This is a genomic window from Pseudomonas cuatrocienegasensis, from assembly GCF_900110925.1.
Lineage (GTDB): Bacteria > Pseudomonadota > Gammaproteobacteria > Pseudomonadales > Pseudomonadaceae > Aquipseudomonas > Aquipseudomonas cuatrocienegasensis.
In genome coordinates this window covers 189,390-206,210 of record NZ_FOFP01000008.1, presented here as the reverse complement: position 1 = coordinate 206,210, position 16,821 = coordinate 189,390, and the positions used below count along the sequence as shown (strand labels likewise).

Genomic DNA, 16,821 nt, shown 5'->3' with positions numbered 1-16,821 from the left:
CAGCAGCACGGTACCTCAGCTGAATTGCTTGACGACCATAGAGCATTGGAACCACCTGATCCCATCCCGAACTCAGTAGTGAAACGATGCATCGCCGATGGTAGTGTGGGGTTTCCCCATGTGAGAGTAGGTCATCGTCAAGCGCCTATACCGAAACCCCAGATCTTGAAAAAGGTCTGGGGTTTCTTCTTTGGGCGCAGGAAAATGCTCGACTTCTTTGCTGTGGCACTGGCCGTGAGGGTTATCTCAGGCTCGTGAATGTGATCAGGTAGGCAACTTCCTGTTTGCATCGTTATCATGCCCGCCTTGTCGGTGTAGGGATCAACATGCAGTCATTACTCGAGCTTCTGCAGGACGGGCGCTTTCATTCGGGCGAGGACCTTGGGCGTATCCTGGGGGTTAGTCGTTCAGCGGTCTGGAAGCAGTTGCAGGTGTTTCAGGGCGATCTGGGCATTGAGGTTCATCGTGTGCCGGGCAAGGGTTACCGCCTTGCGCGCCCGCTCTCTTTGTTGCGCTCTGATCAGCTCGCTGCTGCTGAGCTGCCGTGGCCACTACGCGTTATGGGGTCGGTAGACTCAACCAATGTCCAGGCCGTTCGGTTGTTTGGTGATGGGTGCGCGCCGCCTTTTGCCGTGCTCGCTGAGCGACAGACTGCTGGACGTGGGCGGCGCGGACGTCCCTGGGTAAGCCCCTTCGCCGAGAACCTGTATTACAGCTTGCTTTGGCAAGTAAGCGGCGGCATGCGTCAGCTTGAGGGGCTCAGCCTTGTCGTCGGTCTGGCGCTTGTCCGCACGCTGCATGACATGGGGGTCGGTACTGCAGGCTTGAAGTGGCCAAATGATGTGCTGGTAGACGGTCGAAAGATCGCCGGCATTCTCTTGGAGTTGTCCGGCGACCCTGAGGATGTTTGTCAGGTGGTGATCGGCGTGGGCGTCAATGTGAACATGCCAATGACGATTGCGCGGGAGATTGATCAGCCCTGGATATCAATGCGCGATGCGCTTGGCGAGCCTGTGGACCGCAATGAACTTGCCATCAAATTCAGTCGGCATCTGCAGGATTATCTGCAGCGGCATCAATCTCAGGGATTTTCTGCATTCACTTCTGAATGGGAGCAGCATCATTTGTGGCAAGGGCGGCAGGTCGCTCTCAGTTCCGGTGCCCAGCCGATTGTAGGTATGGTTATTGGCGTTGATAGCTCAGGGGCGCTGCGTCTTATGGTTGATGGCGGCGAACGAGTCTTCAGTGGTGGAGAGCTCAGCTTGAGGTTGCATCATGATTCTTGAGCTCGACTGCGGGAATAGCTTTATCAAGTGGCGCCTGGTCAGCGCCGCTCAGGGTCTGGTTGCCGAGGGCGGGGTGGTCAATTCGGCCGAGGGGTTGCTTGAGTCGGTGCAGCAAATTGCGCCTCAGCTCACGAGCTGTCGTTTGGTAAGCGTGCGTACCGATGAGGAAACCCAGTCGTTGGTGCGAGTCATTGAGTCGACATTTTCAGTGCGCTGCACCTGTGCTCAACCTGCTATTGAGTTAGGCGGGGTGCGAAACGGTTATGAGCAGCATGAGCGTCTTGGCCTTGATCGCTGGCTTGCTGTTGTCGGTGCTTATACGCAGGTAGGTGGCGCTTGCCTCGTACTGGATTTGGGGACTGCTGTAACCTCTGACTTTGTCGATGGGCTGGGGCAGCATCTCGGCGGCTTTATCTGTCCAGGTGTGCCTTTGATGTTGAGTCAGTTGCGGACCCATACGCGGCGGATACGCTACGACCACCAGGTTGCCGAGCATGCTTTGCGTCATCTGGCCCCTGGGCGCTCGACTGCTGAGGCCGTTGAGCGAGGGTGCTCCTTGATGTTGCAGGGCTTTGTGAAAACTCAGCTCGATCTGGCTCATGAGTATTGGGGCAAAGATTTTGTGGTGTTCTTGACCGGGGGGGATGCTTCTCTGGTCGAGGCGTTGGTGCCTGAGGCGCGGGTCGTGCCGGATCTGGTTTTTATAGGGCTGGCGATTGCCTGTCCCCTGAGTTGAGATCGAATGATGCGTTGGATGTTTCTGCTGTTGCTTGTGCTCAATGGTTTTTATTACGTCTGGCATCAGCAGCAGGCACCTTTACGTGCCAAGGAGATCGCCCCGCTGGTGTTAGCTAAAGAGGAGAAGCGCGATATCCGCCTCCTTAGCGAGTCCGATGTGCCTGCTCGTCGCGCGCAGTCAGTTGCACCTGTGGCCGAAGCGGTCTGTTTGTTCCTGGGCAGCTTCGAGCAAGAGCAGCAGGCCCGGCTTGTCGAGCAGCGCTTGCTCAGCTTGGATATACGCTCTCGCGTGCAGTCGATCGATGCGGCGGCAGGCATGGATTACTGGGTCTATTTGGCCCCGCTGGGGTCGCGCCAGGCATCTTTGCGCCAACTGCGTGAACTGCAAGCCCGCAAGATCGACAGTTACATCATTACCCAGGGCGATTTGGCCAACGGTATTTCGCTCGGAATATTTCCGCGCAATGACTCTGCTCAGAGCGTCATGCAGCGTTTGCGCAGCGCAGGGTACGAGCCGCAGATCCGCGAGCTGACGCGCGCACACCGTAATTACTGGGTCCGCATTGCCCCGGAAAGCCGTCGCCTGGCCGATGAGCCGCTGTTGGAGCGTTTGGCTTTTGACTTCAAAGGGTTACAGCACCAATTAATGCCTTGTGAGGGGGTTGCAACCCCTCAATAGAATGCATAGAATGGCGCCCGCTTCGCAGGGTGGCGCTAACAAGTGTTCTGCGAAGTTGCTGTCAATGTAGCTAACCTCAGGTTTTTTAATGAGAAATTGCTTGACAGTAGGTCGGCATAGAATGAGAATGCCGCCCCGTTTGGAGGGATTCCCGAGTGGCCAAAGGGATCAGACTGTAAATCTGACGTCATCGACTTCGAAGGTTCGAATCCTTCTCCCTCCACCAGATTTAGCGTGAGCTGCAAGCTCCGCGGGTATAGTTCAGTGGTAGAACCTCAGCCTTCCAAGCTGATGATGCGGGTTCGATTCCCGCTACCCGCTCCAGTTTTGTTGTTCGCGCAATGTTTTTCGCTCATGTAGCTCAGTTGGTAGAGCACACCCTTGGTAAGGGTGAGGTCAGCGGTTCGAGTCCGCTCATGAGCTCCATTTAAACAAGGCAGATATGCAAGTATCTGCCTTTGTTTTAATGGTGATACGGCTTGCTCAATTCTTCGCTTGGGGGACGGTCAAAATGGCTAAAGAAAAATTTGAACGTAACAAACCGCACGTCAACGTAGGCACCATCGGTCACGTTGACCACGGTAAAACCACCCTGACCGCTGCTCTGACTCGCGTCTGCTCCGAAGTATTCGGTTCGGCCAAGGTCGACTTCGACAAGATCGACAGCGCGCCGGAAGAAAAGGCACGTGGTATCACCATCAACACCGCGCACGTAGAGTACGACTCTGCTGTTCGTCACTACGCACACGTTGACTGCCCGGGCCACGCTGACTATGTGAAGAACATGATCACCGGTGCTGCGCAGATGGACGGCGCTATCCTGGTTTGCTCGGCCGCTGATGGTCCGATGCCGCAAACCCGTGAGCACATCCTGCTGTCCCGTCAGGTAGGTGTACCGTACATCGTTGTCTTCCTGAACAAGGCTGACATGGTTGACGACGCTGAGCTGCTGGAACTGGTTGAGATGGAAGTTCGCGACCTGCTGTCGACTTACGACTTCCCGGGCGACGACACTCCGATCATCATCGGTTCTGCTCTGATGGCCCTGAACGGCCAAGACGACAACGAGATGGGCACTACCGCTGTCAAGAAGCTGGTAGAGACTCTGGACAGCTACATTCCTGAGCCGATGCGCGCTATCGACAAGCCGTTCCTGATGCCGGTAGAAGACGTGTTCTCGATCTCCGGTCGTGGCACCGTGGTAACTGGCCGTATCGAGCGCGGTATCGTCAAGATCCAGGAAGAAGTCGAGATCGTTGGTCTGCGTGACACCGTCAAGACCATCTGCACCGGCGTTGAAATGTTCCGCAAGCTGCTGGACGAAGGCCGTGCTGGTGAGAACTGCGGTATTCTGCTGCGCGGCACCAAGCGTGACGACGTAGAGCGTGGCCAGGTTCTGGCCAAGCCGGGTTCGGTTAAGCCGCACACCAAGTTCGAAGCAGAAGTGTACGTCCTGTCCAAAGAAGAAGGTGGTCGTCATACCCCGTTCTTCAAAGGCTACCGTCCGCAGTTCTACTTCCGCACTACCGACGTAACCGGTAACTGCGAACTGCCGGAAGGCGTTGAAATGGTAATGCCGGGCGACAACATCAAAATGGTTGTCACCCTGATCAAGTCGATCGCCATGGAAGACGGTCTGCGATTCGCGATTCGCGAAGGTGGCCGTACCGTTGGCGCCGGCGTGGTTGCCAAGATCATCGAGTAATCGATTGATCTAGAAAAAGCCCCCGCTTGCGGGGGCTTTTTTATACCCGTCATTTTTTGCTGCCCACTCGGGCTATTCCCAGGGTGGGTTGACACCTGCTAGGGGCGTCTATAGAATCACGCCTCCTTTTAACGGGCGTATTGCGCTCGTTGGGAATAGCAGCTTGGAATCTGAGGTCAAAATGCAAAACCAACAAATCCGTATTCGGTTGAAGGCTTTTGACCATCGCCTGATCGATCAATCAACCCAGGAAATCGTGGAAACCGCGAAACGTACTGGTGCTCAGGTGCGTGGTCCGATTCCTCTGCCTACCCGCAAAGAGCGGTTTACCGTACTGACCTCTCCGCACGTCAACAAGGACGCGCGCGATCAGTATGAAATCCGCACTCATAAGCGTGTTCTGGACATCGTCCAGCCGACGGATAAAACCGTTGATGCGCTGATGAAGCTTGATCTTGCGGCTGGCGTGGAAGTGCAGATCAGCCTCGGCTAAGACCGTTTTAGGTTTTAGTCGTGTAACGCTCTGAAATGGGCGGCCATAGCGGGTGAAAGCCCCGTACACTCATGAGGTTACAACATGACTATTGGTGTAGTCGGTCGTAAGTGCGGCATGACCCGCATTTTCACCGAAGAAGGTGTCTCCATTCCGGTTACGGTCATTGAGATCGAGCCGAATCGCGTCACCCAGTTCAAAACTGAAGAGTCCGATGGCTATCGCGCAGTGCAAGTCACTGTTGGCGAGCGTCGCGTTTCTCGTGTCAGCAAGGCTCAGGCCGGTCACTTCGCCAAGGCGAACGTCGCGGCAGGTCGTACTGTTATGGAATTCCGTCTCGAAGACGGCGATTACCAGGCTGGCGATCTGATCAACGCTGAAATTTTCCAAGCTGGTCAACTGGTGGATGTCACCGGTCAGTCCAAAGGTAAAGGCTTTGCCGGTACCATCAAGCGTTGGAACTTCCGCGGCCAAGACAACACGCACGGTAACTCCGTGTCCCACCGCGTTCCGGGTTCGATTGGCCAGTGCCAAACGCCGGGTCGCGTCTTCAAGGGCAAAAAAATGTCCGGTCACATGGGTGCTGAGCGCGTGACTGTGCAGTCCCTGGAAGTAGTGCGCGTCGATGCTGAACGCAACCTGCTGTTGGTCAAGGGTGCCGTTCCTGGCGCTACTGGCGGCAACCTGGTTGTGCGTCCGGCAGCCAAGGCTCGCGGTTAAGGGGAAGCTGACATGCAATTAAATGTAAATGGCGCTCAAGCAATCGAAGTCTCGGAAGCGACTTTCGGTGGCGATTATAACGAGACCCTGGTTCACCAAGCAGTTGTGGCCTACATGGCCGGCGGCCGTCAAGGCAGCAAGCAGCAGAAGACTCGTTCCGACGTATCCGGTGGCGGTAAGCGCCCATGGCGTCAGAAGGGTACTGGCCGCGCTCGTGCTGGTACCACTCGCGGCCCGATCTGGCGCGGCGGTGGTGTGACCTTTGCGGCCCGTCCGCAGAATCACGACCAGAAGCTGAACAAGAAGATGTATCGCGCAGCCCTGCGCTCCATCCTTGCTGAGCTGGTACGTACTGATCGTTTGGTCGTGGTTGAAGACTTCAGCGTTGACGCGCCGAAGACCAAAGACCTGCTCAACAAACTCAATGGCATGGGCCTGACCGACGTTCTGATCGTGTCCGATGCGATTGATGAAAATCTGTACCTGGCTGCTCGCAACCTGCCGCACGTCGATGTTCGTGACGTTCAAGGTTCCGATCCGGTCAGTCTGATCGCGTACGAAAAGGTGCTGGTCACCGTTTCTGCCGTGAAGAAATTCGAGGAGCTGCTGGGATGAACCAGGAACGCGTATTTAAAGTGCTGCTTGGCCCGCACGTCTCCGAGAAGGCCACGGTTCTTGCTGACAAACAAGGTCAGTTCGTTTTCAAGGTTGCAACTGACGCAACCAAGCTGGAAATCAAGAAGGCCGTCGAAAGCCTGTTCAACGTGAATGTTGCTGCTGTTAATACCGTGAATGTTCTCGGTAAGAGCAAGCGCACCGCTCGCGGTCTGGGCAAGCGTAACGACTGGAAGAAGGCGATCATCTCCCTTCAGCCGGGTCAAGATCTCGATTTCGCCAGCAGTGCTGAGTAAGGAAGGGGTGCATCATGGCAATCGTTAAATGCAAACCGACTTCCGCGGGCCGCCGTTTTGTGGTCAAGGTGGTCAATCAGGAGCTGCATAAAGGCGCTCCTTACGCTCCACTGCTCGAGAAGAAGTCGAAGACTGGCGGCCGTAACAACAATGGCCGTATCACTACCCGTCACATCGGTGGTGGTCACAAGCAGCACTATCGTCTGGTCGATTTCCGTCGCAACGACAAAGATGGCATTCCAGCCACTGTCGAGCGTATTGAATACGATCCGAACCGTACCGCGCACATCGCTCTGCTGATGTACGCAGACGGCGAGCGTCGCTACATCATCGCCCCTAAAGGCGTGAGTGCTGGCGATCAGCTGGTAGCCGGTATCATGGCGCCGATCAAGCCGGGCAACAGCCTGCAGCTGCGCAACATTCCGGTAGGTTCGACCGTTCACGGTATCGAGCTGAAGCCGGGCAAGGGTGCTCAGATTGCTCGTTCCGCTGGTGCTTCGGCTCAGCTGATCGCGCGTGAAGGCGTCTACGTCACCCTGCGTCTGCGCAGCGGTGAGATGCGTAAAGTGCTGGCCGAGTGCCGTGCGACCCTGGGTGAAGTCTCGAACTCCGAGCACAGCCTGCGTTCGCTGGGTAAAGCCGGTGCCAAACGCTGGCGTGGCGTTCGCCCGACCGTTCGTGGTGTTGCCATGAACCCGGTCGACCACCCACACGGTGGTGGTGAAGGTCGTACCTCTGGTGGTCGTCATCCGGTGTCTCCATGGGGCTTCCCGACTAAGGGCGCGAAGACTCGTGGTAACAAACGCACCGATAACATGATCGTCCGTCGTCGCAAGTAAATAGAGGGATACGACAGTGCCACGTTCTCTGAAAAAAGGTCCTTTTATTGATCTTCACCTACTGAAGAAGATCGAAGTGGCGGCGGAAAAGAACGATCGCAAACCGGTGAAAACCTGGTCGCGCCGTTCCATGATCCTGCCACAGATGGTCGGTCTGACCATCGCTGTACACAACGGTCGCCAACATGTCCCGGTCCTCGTGAACGAAGACATGGTCGGCCACAAACTGGGCGAATTTGCCGGCACACGTACCTATCGCGGGCACGTGGCTGACAAGAAAGCCAAGCGTTAAGGGGTAAGGAAATGGAAGTAGCCGCTAAGTTGTCGGGCGCTCGCATCTCCGCCCAGAAAGCCCGCTTGGTCGCCGACCAGATTCGCGGGAAGAAGGTGGGCGAAGCGCTCAACCTGCTGGCTTTCAGCAGTAAGAAAGCCGCCGAAATCATGAAAAAAGTGCTGGAGTCGGCTGTGGCCAACGCCGAGCACAACGAAGGCGCAGACGTTGATGACCTGAAGGTCAGCACCGTATTCGTCAACGAAGGGCGTTCGCTGAAGCGAATCATGCCGCGTGCCAAAGGCCGCGCTGATCGCATCGTCAAGCGGTCTTGCCATATCACTGTCAAGGTTGCGGACAAGTAACGGAGTCGATCAGATGGGTCAGAAAGTACATCCCATTGGCATTCGCCTGGGAATCGTCAAGGAGCACACCTCCGTCTGGTACGCCAGCGGTCGGACTTATGCGGACTATTTGTTCGCTGATCTGAAGGTGCGCGAGTATCTCCAAGACAAATTAAAAAGCGCGTCCGTAAGCCGTATCGACATTGCTCGCCCGGCTCAAACCGCACGCATCACCATCCACACCGCTCGTCCCGGTATCGTTATCGGTAAGAAAGGTGAAGATGTTGAGAAACTGCGTCAGGACCTGACCAAGCAAATGGGTGTGCCTGTGCACATCAATATCGAAGAGATCCGCAAGCCGGAACTCGACGGTATGCTGGTTGCGCAGAGCGTAGCTCAGCAGCTGGAGCGTCGTGTGATGTTCCGTCGCGCTATGAAGCGCGCTGTACAGAACGCCATGCGTATTGGTGCCAAGGGCATCAAAATCCAAGTGAGCGGTCGTCTCGGCGGTGCTGAAATTGCACGTACCGAATGGTATCGCGAAGGTCGTGTGCCGTTGCACACCCTGCGTGCCGATATCGACTATGCCACGTACGAAGCGCACACCACTTATGGTGTGATCGGTGTCAAGGTTTGGATCTTCAAAGGTGAGGTCATCGGTGGCCTCAAAGAAGAACTGAAACCGCAAGCACCTGCGCCTCGTAAAAAAGCTGCTAAGTAAGGGGTACGCCAAATGTTGCAACCAAAGCGTACGAAGTTCCGCAAGCAGATGACCGGCCACAACCGTGGCTTGGCTCAGCGCGGTAGCAAGGTCAGCTTCGGCGAATTCGCGCTGAAGTCTGTCGCCCGCGGTCGTCTCACCGCCCGCCAGATCGAGTCCGCTCGTCGTGCTCTGACTCGTCACGTTAAACGTGGCGGGAAAATCTGGATTCGCGTTTTCCCGGACAAGCCGGTTACCAAGAAGCCTCTCGAAGTGCGGATGGGTAAAGGTAAGGGTGGCGTTGAATATTGGGTAGCCCAGATCCAGCCAGGCAAAGTCCTGTACGAGATCGAAGGCGTTTCCGAAGAGTTGGCGCGTGAGGCTTTTGCCCTGGCTGCTGCAAAGCTGCCGCTCGCCACCACTTTTGTTAAGCGGACGGTGATGTGATGAAGGCGAATGAACTTCGTGAAAAATCAGCACAGCAGCTGAACGAGCAACTGCTCGGCCTGCTGCGCGACCAGTTCAATCTGCGTATGCAGAAAGCAACTGGCCAGTTGGGGCAGTCTCACCTGCTCTCGCAAGTTAAGCGCGACATCGCTCGTGTGAAAACTGTGCTCAACCAGCAGGCAGGTAAGTGATCATGGCTGAAGCCGAAAAAACAGTCCGTACGCTGACCGGCCGTGTCGTCAGCGACAAGATGGACAAGACCATCACCGTACTGATCGAGCGTCGCGTCAAGCACCCGATCTACGGCAAATATGTCAAGCGTTCGACCAAGCTGCACGCGCACGACGAAACCAATCAGAGCAAGATCGGCGACAAAGTTTCCATTCGCGAAACTCGTCCCGTCGCCAAGACCAAATCTTGGGCGCTGGTTGAGATCATCGAACGCGCAGTGGACGTCTAAGGGCTTAGGGTCGGAGAAATTATATGATTCAGACTCAATCCATGCTCGACGTCGCTGACAACAGCGGTGCTCGTCGCGTTATGTGTATCAAGGTGCTGGGCGGTTCGCACCGCCGTTATGCTGGCATCGGCGACATCATCAAAGTCACCGTCAAGGAAGCAATTCCACGCGGTAAAGTGAAGAAAGGCCAAGTGATGACTGCTGTTGTAGTCCGCACGCGTCACGGCGTTCGTCGCCCTGATGGCTCGATCATTCGCTTTGATGGCAACGCTGCTGTTCTGCTGAACAACAAGCAAGAGCCAATCGGCACTCGTATTTTTGGGCCAGTGACTCGTGAGCTTCGTACTGAGAAGTTCATGAAGATCGTCTCGCTCGCCCCTGAAGTGCTCTAAGGAGATCCGACATGCAAAAGATTCGTCGTGACGACGAGATCATCGTGATCGCCGGTAAAGACAAAGGTAAGCGTGGCAAGGTGCTCAAGGTTCTCGCTGACGACCGTCTGGTCGTTGGTGGGATCAACCTGGTGAAGCGCCATACCAAGCCGAACCCGATGTCGGGCGTTCAGGGCGGTATCGTCGAGAAAGAAGCGCCACTGCACGCTTCTAACGTGGCCATCTTCAATGGCGAAACCAACAAGGCTGATCGCGTTGGTTTCAAAGTAGAAGAAGGTAAGAAAATTCGTGTCTTCAAGTCGACCCAAAAAGCGGTTGATGCTTGAACACTGCTAGGTAGAAGACCATGGCACGACTAAAAGAGATTTACCGGAAAGAAATCGCTCCCAAGCTTAAGGAAGAACTTAAGCTGGCTAACGTGATGGAAGTTCCGCGCATCACCAAGATCACCCTGAACATGGGCCTGGGCGAAGCAATCGGTGACAAGAAAATCATCGAGCACGCTGTTGCCGACCTGGAAAAGATCTGCGGTCAGAAAGTCGTTGTGACTCATGCCCGTAAGTCGATTGCAGGCTTCAAGGTTCGTGAGGGCTGGCCGATTGGCGTCAAGGTCACACTGCGTCGCGAACGCATGTATGAGTTCCTGGACCGTCTGCTGTCGATCTCCCTGCCTCGGGTCCGCGACTTCCGCGGCCTGAATGCCAAGTCCTTCGATGGTCGTGGTAACTACAGCATGGGCGTGAAAGAGCAGATCATCTTCCCGGAAATCGATTACGACAAAATCGATGCGCTGCGCGGTCTGGATATTACCCTGACCACCACCGCCCGTACGGATGACGAAGGCCGCGCTCTGCTGCGTGCTTTCAAATTCCCGTTCCGCAACTGATTGGAGTTGGATCATGGCCAAAACCAGCATGAAAAACCGCGAGCTGAAGCGTCAGCAAACGGTAGCCAAGTACGCCAAGAAGCGTGCTGAGCTGAAAGCTACCATCGCCAATCCGAACACCAGTCCGGAAGCGCGTTGGGAAGCCCAGGTGGCACTGCAGAAGCAGCCACGTGACGCAAGTGCTGCGCGCCTGCGTAACCGCTGCCGCATCACTGGCCGTCCGCACGGTGTATACCGTAAGTTCGGTCTGTCGCGCATCAAGCTGCGTGAAGCAGCCATGCGTGGCGATGTACCAGGTCTGGTGAAAGCCAGCTGGTAAAAACAAAGCCGGCCTAGTGCCGGCTTTGTCTTATCTGTGAATCAGGCCCCTTTGGGGCTTGATTCATTTTTGATCAGTCTCTAGAATGCTCGGCTCGCCTGAGCCTGGGTTTGGTTTTTTCCAGAATTCTCAGCGACTGTAGCCGCAAGGCTAATTCTTTTTGTATCAGGAGCGTCTAGCCCATGAGTATGCAGGACCCGTTAGCGGACATGCTAACTCGTATCCGTAATGCCCAGATGGCTGAAAAGTCCGTCGTAAGCATGCCGTCTTCCACGTTGAAGGTGGCTGTAGCCAAAGTTTTGAAAGACGAAGGTTATATTGCGGGTTATCAGATCAGCGGCGAAGTTAAGCCGCAGCTGTCCATCGAGCTGAAATACTTCGAAGGCCGTCCAGTCATCGAAGAAGTGAAGCGCGTGAGCCGTCCAGGCCTTCGCCAATACAAATCCGTCGATGATCTGCCGAAAGTTCGTGGCGGTCTCGGGGTATCCATCGTCTCCACCAACAAAGGTGTGATGACGGACCGCGCTGCGCGCGCTGCCGGTGTCGGCGGCGAAGTGCTTTGCACAGTGTTCTAAGGGGGGATAAGCATGTCTCGCGTTGCTAAGAACCCCGTTGTGCTGCCAGCTGGTGTTGAGGTCAAACTCACCGGTCAGCAGCTCTCGGTAAAGGGTGCCAAGGGCGCTCTCGAACTGAATGTTCACTCGTCCGTTGAAGTCCTGCAGGAAGCTGGTGAGCTGCGTTTCGCTGCTCGCAATGGCGATCAGCAGACTCGCGCCATGGCCGGCACTACCCGTGCTCTGGTCAACAACATGGTGATCGGCGTCAGCACTGGCTTCGAGCGCAAGCTGCAGCTGGTCGGCGTAGGTTACAAGGCGCAAGCCAAAGGTCAGGTGCTGAACCTCGCTCTCGGCTTCTCCCATCCGATCGACTATGAGTTGCCGGAAGGTGTGGTTGCTGAAACCCCGAACCAGACCGAGATCCTGATCAAGGGTGTCGACAAACAACTGGTTGGTCAGGTCGCTGCGGAGATTCGTGACTTCCGTCGTCCTGAACCTTACAAGGGCAAAGGTGTTCGTTACGCTGACGAAGTCGTCCGCCGTAAAGAAGCCAAGAAGAAGTAGGGCATAGCAAATGACCGACAAGAAAGTTACTCGCCTGCGTCGCGCTCGCAAGGCACGCCTGAAAATGCACGAGCTCGAAGCCGTGCGTCTGTGCGTCCATCGCTCGTCGCAGCACATCTACGCCCAGGTCATTTCGGCCGACGGCAGCAAGGTTCTGGCCAGTGCCTCTACCTTGGACAAAGCACTGCGTGACGGCGCCACTGGCAACGTCGACGCGGCCAAGAAAGTTGGTCAACTGGTTGCCGAGCGTGCGAAAGCCGCTGGTGTGACTCAGGTTGCATTCGACCGTTCTGGCTTCAAGTACCACGGCCGCGTCAAGGCGCTGGCTGATGCTGCTCGTGAAGGCGGGCTGGAGTTCTAAGTTATGGCAAATAACGACCAAAAGCGCGACGAAGGCTATATCGAGAAGCTGGTACAGGTTAACCGCGTAGCCAAGACCGTAAAGGGTGGCCGTATCTTCACTTTCACCGCGTTGACCGTGGTAGGTGATGGTAAGGGTCGCGTCGGTTTCGGCCGCGGCAAATCCCGTGAAGTGCCTGCTGCTATCCAGAAGGCTATGGAAGCTGCTCGTCGCAACATGATTCAGGTTGACCTGAAGGGCACCACGCTGCAGTACGCCATGAAGGCCGCCCATGGCGCCTCCAAGGTTTACATGCAGCCGGCCTCCGAAGGTACCGGCATCATCGCCGGTGGCGCCATGCGCGCTGTCCTGGAAGTTGCAGGCGTGCAGAACGTTCTGGCCAAGTGCTACGGCTCGACTAACCCGGTGAACGTGGTTCATGCCACCTTCAAGGGTCTGAAAGCTATGCAATCGCCTGATTCGATCGCTGCCAAGCGCGGCAAGAGCGTCGAGGAGATTCGCTAATCATGGCCAGTACCGTAAAAGTTACGCTGATCAAAAGCATGACCGGCCGCATCCCCAACCATAAGCTCTGCGTTAAGGGTTTGGGTCTGCGTCGTATCGGTCACACCGTAGAAGTCCTGGATACTCCCGAGAATCGCGGGATGATCAACAAGGCTTACTACATGCTGCGAGTCGAGGGTTAATTCATGTACCTGAACGATTTGAGTCCTGCGCCGGGTTCCCGTCGCGAGAAGCACCGTCCGGGCCGTGGTATCGGTAGCGGTTTGGGTAAGACTGGTGGCCGCGGCCACAAAGGTCAGACCTCCCGCTCCGGTGGCACCATTGCTCCGGGTTTTGAAGGCGGCCAGCAGCCTCTGCACCGTCGTCTGCCCAAGTTCGGCTTCGTCTCTTTGAAAGCTATGGATCGCGCAGAAGTGCGTACCTCCGAGCTGAACAAGGTCGAAGGCGGCATTGTTACTCTGCAGTCGCTGAAGGATGCCAACCTGATTAACCAAAACGTACAGCGTGTGAAAGTCATGCTGTCCGGTGAGGTTACTCAAGCGGTCACCCTTAAAGGTATCGCCGTCACCAAAGGTGCGCGTGCGGCTATCGAAGCAGCTGGCGGTAAGTTCGAGGAATAAATGGCTAAGCAAGGTGCTCTCTCAGCGCTCAGCAACGGCGGGTTATCCGAGCTCTGGGCTCGTCTGCGCTTTCTGTTCATGGCGATCATCGTCTATCGAATCGGCGCGCACATCCCAGTTCCAGGCATCAACCCGGACCGTCTGGCGGACCTGTTCCGACAGAATGAGGGGACCATTCTTAGCTTGTTCAACATGTTTTCTGGTGGTGCGCTGGAGCGCATGAGCATCTTTGCACTGGGGATCATGCCGTATATTTCGGCATCGATCATCATGCAGCTCATGACCGCTGTCAGCCCGCAGCTGGAGCAGTTGAAGAAGGAAGGTGAGGCTGGTCGTCGCAAGATCAGCCAGTACACCCGCTACGGCACTCTCGTCCTGGCGTTTGTCCAGGCCATCGGTATGTCCGTTGGTCTGGCCAGTCAGGGCGTAGCGTTTTCGGTTGATTTCGGCTTCCACTTCGTTGCAGTGACCACGTTTGTGGCCGGTGCGATGTTCATGATGTGGTTAGGCGAGCAGATCACCGAGCGTGGTGTTGGCAACGGTATTTCGATGCTGATTTTTGCGGGCATCGTAGCCGGTCTGCCGTCGGCGATTGGGCATTCTTTCGAGTCTGCTCGGCAGGGCGATATCAACATCTTCGCCTTGATCGCCATCGGTTTGCTGGCAGTAGCGATCATCGGTTTCGTGGTGTTCATTGAGCGTGGCCAGCGTCGCATTGCGGTGCACTACGCCAAGCGTCAGCAGGGCCGCAAGGTCTTCGCTGCGCAGACCAGCCACTTGCCGCTGAAGGTGAATATGGCGGGGGTTATCCCGGCTATTTTCGCCAGCAGCCTTCTGTTATTCCCGGCTTCGCTGGGTGCCTGGTTTGGTCAGTCCGAAGGTATGGGCTGGCTGCAGGATATTTCGCAGGCTATCGCTCCTGGTCAGCCGTTGAACATTTTGCTGTTTAGTGCAGGGATCATTTTCTTCTGCTTCTTCTATACAGCGCTGATGTTCAACCCGAAAGACGTAGCGGAAAACCTGAAGAAGTCCGGTGCCTTTATTCCGGGTATCCGTCCCGGTGAGCAATCGGCGCGCTATATCGATGGCGTGTTGACTCGCTTGACCATGTTCGGTGCTCTGTACATGACGGCCGTATGCTTGTTGCCCCAGTTCCTGGTGGTGGCGGCCAACGTACCGTTCTACCTTGGCGGGACCTCGTTGCTGATCGTGGTAGTGGTTGTGATGGACTTTATGTCGCAAGTACAATCGCACCTCGTTTCGCACCAGTACGAATCCCTGATGAAGAAAGCCAACCTGAAGGGCTACGGCAGCGGCATGCTGCGCTGAAGTCCATAAGGTTCGAGGAGTTGGTGATGAAAGTTCGTGCATCGGTGAAAAAGCTGTGCCGCAACTGCAAGATTATCCGTCGCGAAGGTGTTGTTCGCGTGATTTGCAGCGCGGAACCGCGTCACAAACAGCGCCAAGGCTGAGTGTGATTGATCGTTACAAACCCGGCAGCTAGTGCGCTGTCGGGTTGATTATTTGTTTCTACAGCGATAATATCTCGCGCCCTATTTCTTGGCTTCCGGGGCGTAGGTAGCTGTCAATTGGAGTTACACTGAATGGCCCGTATTGCAGGCGTTAACATTCCGGATAACAAACACACTGTTATCTCGCTGACCTACATCTTCGGTGTCGGTCGCACCACTGCACAGAAAATCTGTGCAGCCACCGGGGTTAATCCGGCGGCAAAGATCAAAGATCTCTCTGACGAGCAGATCGAGCAGCTGCGTGGCGAAGTAGCCAAGGTGAATACCGAAGGCGACCTGCGTCGTGAAGTGAATATGAAAATCAAGCGCTTGATGGACCTGGGCTGCTACCGCGGTCTGCGTCATCGTCGTGGTCTGCCGGTTCGCGGTCAGCGTACCAAGACCAACGCACGCACCCGCAAGGGCCCGCGTAAGCCGATCCGCAAGTAATCGCATTCGCGCATCGACAGGAATTTAGTCATGGCAAAACCTGCTGCTCGTACTCGTAAGAAAGTCAAAAAGACGGTGGTTGATGGCATCGCCCACATCCACGCTTCTTTCAATAACACTATCGTGACCATCACTGACCGTCAGGGCAACGCTCTGTCCTGGGCCACCTCCGGCGGCTCTGGCTTCCGTGGTTCGCGCAAGAGCACCCCGTTCGCTGCCCAGGTGGCTGCTGAGCGTGCTGGTCAAGCTGCGCTGGAATATGGCCTGAAGAACCTCGACGTGAACGTCAAGGGTCCCGGTCCGGGTCGTGAGTCCGCTGTCCGTGCTTTGAACGGCTGCGGCTATAAGATCGCCAGCATCACCGATGTGACGCCCATCCCGCATAACGGGTGCCGTCCTTCGAAGAAGCGTCGCGTGTAATCAGGAGACAGTGAGAAATGGCTCGTTACATTGGTCCCAAATGCAAACTGTCTCGTCGTGAAGGCACAGATCTTTTCCTGAAAAGCGGTGTACGCGCCCTGGAATCGAAGTGCAACATCGAAGCAGCCCCAGGTATTCACGGTCAGCGCCGTGGCCGTCAGTCCGACTACGGCACCCAGCTGCGTGAGAAGCAAAAAGTTCGTCGTATCTACGGCGTACTCGAGCGTCAGTTCAGCGGTTACTACAAGCAAGCAGCTAGCCAGAAGGGCGCCACCGGCGAAAACCTCCTGCAACTGCTGGAGTGCCGTCTGGATAACGTCGTTTACCGTATGGGCTTTGGTGCAACTCGCGCCGAATCCCGTCAGCTGGTCTCGCACAAGTCGATCAGCGTAAACGGCCAGACTGTAAACATCCCGTCTTATCAGGTGAAAGCCGGTGACGTGGTGGCTGTTCGCGAGAAGTCGAAGAATCAGCTGCGCATTGTTCAAGCTCTTGAGCTGTGTGCCCAGCGTGGCCGCGTTGAATGGGTAGATGTAGACACCGAGAAAAAGTCTGGCGTGTTCAAAAACGTCCCGGCTCGTGGTGATCTCTCCGCTGACATCAACGAAAGCCTGATTGTCGAGCTCTACTCCAAGTAAGGGCTA

Annotated in this window: 30 protein-coding genes, 3 tRNA genes and 1 rRNA gene; all 34 read left to right on the top strand. The window is 56.0% G+C overall.

The window, feature by feature from the left end:
- Positions 1–27 precede the first annotated feature (27 nt).
- The 34 genes from rrf (at position 28) to rpsD (ending at position 16,815) form a co-directional block, all read left to right on the top strand.
- Positions 28–143, top strand: a 5S ribosomal RNA gene (rrf, locus tag BMW49_RS13370).
- Between the two features lie 183 nt (positions 144–326).
- Positions 327–1,286, top strand: coding sequence for a bifunctional biotin--[acetyl-CoA-carboxylase] ligase/biotin operon repressor BirA (gene birA, locus BMW49_RS13365; RefSeq protein WP_069522630.1), 960 nt, complete (start codon positions 327–329; stop codon positions 1,284–1,286).
- A complete protein-coding gene (locus BMW49_RS13360; protein ID WP_069522632.1) occupies positions 1,276–2,022 on the top strand; it encodes a pantothenate kinase in 747 nt (248 codons plus the stop codon). Before birA ends, BMW49_RS13360 begins: the two co-directional genes overlap by 11 nt.
- Before the next feature lie 9 nt (positions 2,023–2,031).
- Positions 2,032–2,703, top strand: coding sequence for an SPOR domain-containing protein (locus tag BMW49_RS13355; RefSeq protein ID WP_069522634.1), 672 nt, complete (start codon positions 2,032–2,034; stop codon positions 2,701–2,703).
- A gap of 141 nt (positions 2,704–2,844) precedes the next feature.
- A tRNA-Tyr gene (locus tag BMW49_RS13350) sits at positions 2,845–2,929 on the top strand.
- A 24-nt stretch (positions 2,930–2,953) separates the two neighbouring features.
- A tRNA-Gly gene (locus BMW49_RS13345) sits at positions 2,954–3,027 on the top strand.
- A gap of 26 nt (positions 3,028–3,053) precedes the next feature.
- A tRNA-Thr gene (locus BMW49_RS13340) sits at positions 3,054–3,129 on the top strand.
- 85 nt (positions 3,130–3,214) lie between these two features.
- Entirely contained in the window at positions 3,215–4,408 is a 1,194-nt protein-coding gene (gene tuf / locus BMW49_RS13335) for an elongation factor Tu (protein WP_090390967.1), read from the top strand.
- A gap of 181 nt (positions 4,409–4,589) precedes the next feature.
- The gene (gene rpsJ, locus BMW49_RS13330) at positions 4,590–4,901 is read left to right on the top strand and encodes a 30S ribosomal protein S10 (RefSeq protein ID WP_013789756.1); all 312 of its coding nucleotides are present in this window, start codon (positions 4,590–4,592) and stop codon (positions 4,899–4,901) included.
- Between the two features lie 84 nt (positions 4,902–4,985).
- The gene (gene rplC / locus BMW49_RS13325) at positions 4,986–5,621 is read left to right on the top strand and encodes a 50S ribosomal protein L3 (protein WP_069519911.1); all 636 of its coding nucleotides are present in this window, start codon (positions 4,986–4,988) and stop codon (positions 5,619–5,621) included.
- A gap of 12 nt (positions 5,622–5,633) precedes the next feature.
- Positions 5,634–6,236: a 50S ribosomal protein L4 gene (rplD, locus tag BMW49_RS13320; protein WP_069519910.1), complete on the top strand. Its 603-nt coding sequence runs from the start codon at positions 5,634–5,636 to the stop codon at positions 6,234–6,236.
- Positions 6,233–6,532 carry a 50S ribosomal protein L23 gene (gene rplW / locus BMW49_RS13315; RefSeq protein ID WP_069519909.1) on the top strand — a complete coding sequence of 100 codons (300 nt, stop codon included), beginning with the start codon at positions 6,233–6,235 and terminating at the stop codon, positions 6,530–6,532. Before rplD ends, rplW begins: the two co-directional genes overlap by 4 nt.
- A 14-nt stretch (positions 6,533–6,546) precedes the next feature.
- A complete protein-coding gene (rplB, locus tag BMW49_RS13310; protein WP_069519908.1) occupies positions 6,547–7,371 on the top strand; it encodes a 50S ribosomal protein L2 in 825 nt (274 codons plus the stop codon).
- Positions 7,372–7,387: 16 nt separating this feature from the next.
- Entirely contained in the window at positions 7,388–7,663 is a 276-nt protein-coding gene (gene rpsS / locus BMW49_RS13305) for a 30S ribosomal protein S19 (RefSeq protein WP_002555486.1), read from the top strand.
- A gap of 11 nt (positions 7,664–7,674) precedes the next feature.
- The gene (gene rplV / locus BMW49_RS13300; RefSeq protein WP_003103908.1) at positions 7,675–8,007 is read left to right on the top strand and encodes a 50S ribosomal protein L22; all 333 of its coding nucleotides are present in this window, start codon (positions 7,675–7,677) and stop codon (positions 8,005–8,007) included.
- Between the two features lie 13 nt (positions 8,008–8,020).
- Positions 8,021–8,707, top strand: coding sequence for a 30S ribosomal protein S3 (rpsC, locus tag BMW49_RS13295; protein ID WP_069519907.1), 687 nt, complete (start codon positions 8,021–8,023; stop codon positions 8,705–8,707).
- 12 nt (positions 8,708–8,719) lie between these two features.
- Complete coding sequence (gene rplP / locus BMW49_RS13290) at positions 8,720–9,133, top strand: 50S ribosomal protein L16 (protein ID WP_003243901.1); 414 nt, start codon at positions 8,720–8,722, stop codon at positions 9,131–9,133.
- Complete coding sequence (rpmC, locus tag BMW49_RS13285) at positions 9,133–9,324, top strand: 50S ribosomal protein L29 (RefSeq protein ID WP_002555481.1); 192 nt, start codon at positions 9,133–9,135, stop codon at positions 9,322–9,324. The genes rplP and rpmC overlap by 1 nt, the downstream gene beginning before the upstream one ends.
- A gap of 2 nt (positions 9,325–9,326) precedes the next feature.
- Entirely contained in the window at positions 9,327–9,593 is a 267-nt protein-coding gene (gene rpsQ / locus BMW49_RS13280) for a 30S ribosomal protein S17 (protein WP_069519906.1), read from the top strand.
- A gap of 23 nt (positions 9,594–9,616) precedes the next feature.
- Positions 9,617–9,985, top strand: a complete 369-nt coding sequence (gene rplN / locus BMW49_RS13275; protein WP_003281831.1) for a 50S ribosomal protein L14 — start codon at positions 9,617–9,619, stop codon at positions 9,983–9,985.
- A gap of 11 nt (positions 9,986–9,996) precedes the next feature.
- Complete coding sequence (gene rplX / locus BMW49_RS13270; protein ID WP_008374158.1) at positions 9,997–10,311, top strand: 50S ribosomal protein L24; 315 nt, start codon at positions 9,997–9,999, stop codon at positions 10,309–10,311.
- Between the two features lie 20 nt (positions 10,312–10,331).
- Positions 10,332–10,871 (top strand): 50S ribosomal protein L5, encoded by a 540-nt coding sequence (gene rplE / locus BMW49_RS13265; RefSeq protein ID WP_069519905.1) that lies wholly within the window; start codon positions 10,332–10,334, stop codon positions 10,869–10,871.
- 13 nt (positions 10,872–10,884) lie between these two features.
- Positions 10,885–11,190: a 30S ribosomal protein S14 gene (rpsN, locus tag BMW49_RS13260; protein WP_069519904.1), complete on the top strand. Its 306-nt coding sequence runs from the start codon at positions 10,885–10,887 to the stop codon at positions 11,188–11,190.
- 182 nt (positions 11,191–11,372) lie between these two features.
- Positions 11,373–11,765 carry a 30S ribosomal protein S8 gene (gene rpsH / locus BMW49_RS13255; protein ID WP_069519903.1) on the top strand — a complete coding sequence of 131 codons (393 nt, stop codon included), beginning with the start codon at positions 11,373–11,375 and terminating at the stop codon, positions 11,763–11,765.
- A gap of 12 nt (positions 11,766–11,777) precedes the next feature.
- A complete protein-coding gene (rplF, locus tag BMW49_RS13250; RefSeq protein ID WP_069519902.1) occupies positions 11,778–12,311 on the top strand; it encodes a 50S ribosomal protein L6 in 534 nt (177 codons plus the stop codon).
- Positions 12,312–12,321: 10 nt separating this feature from the next.
- Positions 12,322–12,672, top strand: coding sequence for a 50S ribosomal protein L18 (rplR, locus tag BMW49_RS13245; RefSeq protein ID WP_069519901.1), 351 nt, complete (start codon positions 12,322–12,324; stop codon positions 12,670–12,672).
- A 3-nt stretch (positions 12,673–12,675) separates the two neighbouring features.
- Positions 12,676–13,176 (top strand): 30S ribosomal protein S5, encoded by a 501-nt coding sequence (rpsE, locus tag BMW49_RS13240; protein ID WP_069519900.1) that lies wholly within the window; start codon positions 12,676–12,678, stop codon positions 13,174–13,176.
- 2 nt (positions 13,177–13,178) lie between these two features.
- Positions 13,179–13,358, top strand: a complete 180-nt coding sequence (gene rpmD / locus BMW49_RS13235) for a 50S ribosomal protein L30 (protein WP_069519899.1) — start codon at positions 13,179–13,181, stop codon at positions 13,356–13,358.
- A 3-nt stretch (positions 13,359–13,361) separates the two neighbouring features.
- On the top strand, positions 13,362–13,796 hold the full coding sequence (rplO, locus tag BMW49_RS13230) for a 50S ribosomal protein L15 (RefSeq protein ID WP_069519898.1): 435 nt from the start codon (positions 13,362–13,364) through the stop codon (positions 13,794–13,796).
- Positions 13,797–15,125, top strand: coding sequence for a preprotein translocase subunit SecY (gene secY / locus BMW49_RS13225; RefSeq protein WP_069519897.1), 1,329 nt, complete (start codon positions 13,797–13,799; stop codon positions 15,123–15,125). It abuts the gene before it with no gap.
- Positions 15,126–15,151: 26 nt separating this feature from the next.
- On the top strand, positions 15,152–15,268 hold the full coding sequence (gene rpmJ / locus BMW49_RS13220; RefSeq protein WP_002555468.1) for a 50S ribosomal protein L36: 117 nt from the start codon (positions 15,152–15,154) through the stop codon (positions 15,266–15,268).
- Positions 15,269–15,400: 132 nt separating this feature from the next.
- Complete coding sequence (gene rpsM / locus BMW49_RS13215) at positions 15,401–15,757, top strand: 30S ribosomal protein S13 (protein ID WP_010487012.1); 357 nt, start codon at positions 15,401–15,403, stop codon at positions 15,755–15,757.
- A 30-nt stretch (positions 15,758–15,787) separates the two neighbouring features.
- A complete protein-coding gene (gene rpsK, locus BMW49_RS13210) occupies positions 15,788–16,177 on the top strand; it encodes a 30S ribosomal protein S11 (RefSeq protein ID WP_013789773.1) in 390 nt (129 codons plus the stop codon).
- A gap of 17 nt (positions 16,178–16,194) precedes the next feature.
- Positions 16,195–16,815, top strand: coding sequence for a 30S ribosomal protein S4 (rpsD, locus tag BMW49_RS13205; RefSeq protein ID WP_069519896.1), 621 nt, complete (start codon positions 16,195–16,197; stop codon positions 16,813–16,815).
- The last annotated feature ends 6 nt before the right edge of the window (positions 16,816–16,821 follow it).

Bases quoted from the DNA above. Each gene is read 5' to 3' on its own strand.
- rplV (WP_003103908.1), top strand. From the start codon at position 7,675: ATGGAAGTAGCCGCTAAGTTGTCGGGCGCTCGCATCTCCGCCCAGAAA.
- rplO (WP_069519898.1), top strand. From the start codon at position 13,362: ATGTACCTGAACGATTTGAGTCCTGCGCCGGGTTCCCGTCGCGAGAAG.
- rpmD (WP_069519899.1), top strand. From the start codon at position 13,179: ATGGCCAGTACCGTAAAAGTTACGCTGATCAAAAGCATGACCGGCCGC.
- BMW49_RS13355 (WP_069522634.1), top strand. From the start codon at position 2,032: ATGCGTTGGATGTTTCTGCTGTTGCTTGTGCTCAATGGTTTTTATTAC.
- secY (WP_069519897.1), top strand. From the start codon at position 13,797: ATGGCTAAGCAAGGTGCTCTCTCAGCGCTCAGCAACGGCGGGTTATCC.
- rpsN (WP_069519904.1), top strand. From the start codon at position 10,885: ATGGCCAAAACCAGCATGAAAAACCGCGAGCTGAAGCGTCAGCAAACG.
- rpsK (WP_013789773.1), top strand. From the start codon at position 15,788: ATGGCAAAACCTGCTGCTCGTACTCGTAAGAAAGTCAAAAAGACGGTG.
- rplD (WP_069519910.1), top strand. From the start codon at position 5,634: ATGCAATTAAATGTAAATGGCGCTCAAGCAATCGAAGTCTCGGAAGCG.
- rplX (WP_008374158.1), top strand. From the start codon at position 9,997: ATGCAAAAGATTCGTCGTGACGACGAGATCATCGTGATCGCCGGTAAA.
- rpsH (WP_069519903.1), top strand. From the start codon at position 11,373: ATGAGTATGCAGGACCCGTTAGCGGACATGCTAACTCGTATCCGTAAT.
- rplN (WP_003281831.1), top strand. From the start codon at position 9,617: ATGATTCAGACTCAATCCATGCTCGACGTCGCTGACAACAGCGGTGCT.
- rplR (WP_069519901.1), top strand. From the start codon at position 12,322: ATGACCGACAAGAAAGTTACTCGCCTGCGTCGCGCTCGCAAGGCACGC.
- rpsC (WP_069519907.1), top strand. From the start codon at position 8,021: ATGGGTCAGAAAGTACATCCCATTGGCATTCGCCTGGGAATCGTCAAG.
- rpsJ (WP_013789756.1), top strand. From the start codon at position 4,590: ATGCAAAACCAACAAATCCGTATTCGGTTGAAGGCTTTTGACCATCGC.
- rplB (WP_069519908.1), top strand. From the start codon at position 6,547: ATGGCAATCGTTAAATGCAAACCGACTTCCGCGGGCCGCCGTTTTGTG.
- rpsE (WP_069519900.1), top strand. From the start codon at position 12,676: ATGGCAAATAACGACCAAAAGCGCGACGAAGGCTATATCGAGAAGCTG.
- rplC (WP_069519911.1), top strand. From the start codon at position 4,986: ATGACTATTGGTGTAGTCGGTCGTAAGTGCGGCATGACCCGCATTTTC.
- tuf (WP_090390967.1), top strand. From the start codon at position 3,215: ATGGCTAAAGAAAAATTTGAACGTAACAAACCGCACGTCAACGTAGGC.
- birA (WP_069522630.1), top strand. From the start codon at position 327: ATGCAGTCATTACTCGAGCTTCTGCAGGACGGGCGCTTTCATTCGGGC.
- rpsM (WP_010487012.1), top strand. From the start codon at position 15,401: ATGGCCCGTATTGCAGGCGTTAACATTCCGGATAACAAACACACTGTT.
- rplP (WP_003243901.1), top strand. From the start codon at position 8,720: ATGTTGCAACCAAAGCGTACGAAGTTCCGCAAGCAGATGACCGGCCAC.
- rpsD (WP_069519896.1), top strand. From the start codon at position 16,195: ATGGCTCGTTACATTGGTCCCAAATGCAAACTGTCTCGTCGTGAAGGC.
- rplF (WP_069519902.1), top strand. From the start codon at position 11,778: ATGTCTCGCGTTGCTAAGAACCCCGTTGTGCTGCCAGCTGGTGTTGAG.
- rpmC (WP_002555481.1), top strand. From the start codon at position 9,133: ATGAAGGCGAATGAACTTCGTGAAAAATCAGCACAGCAGCTGAACGAG.
- rplW (WP_069519909.1), top strand. From the start codon at position 6,233: ATGAACCAGGAACGCGTATTTAAAGTGCTGCTTGGCCCGCACGTCTCC.
- BMW49_RS13360 (WP_069522632.1), top strand. From the start codon at position 1,276: ATGATTCTTGAGCTCGACTGCGGGAATAGCTTTATCAAGTGGCGCCTG.
- rpsQ (WP_069519906.1), top strand. From the start codon at position 9,327: ATGGCTGAAGCCGAAAAAACAGTCCGTACGCTGACCGGCCGTGTCGTC.
- rplE (WP_069519905.1), top strand. From the start codon at position 10,332: ATGGCACGACTAAAAGAGATTTACCGGAAAGAAATCGCTCCCAAGCTT.
- rpmJ (WP_002555468.1), top strand. From the start codon at position 15,152: ATGAAAGTTCGTGCATCGGTGAAAAAGCTGTGCCGCAACTGCAAGATT.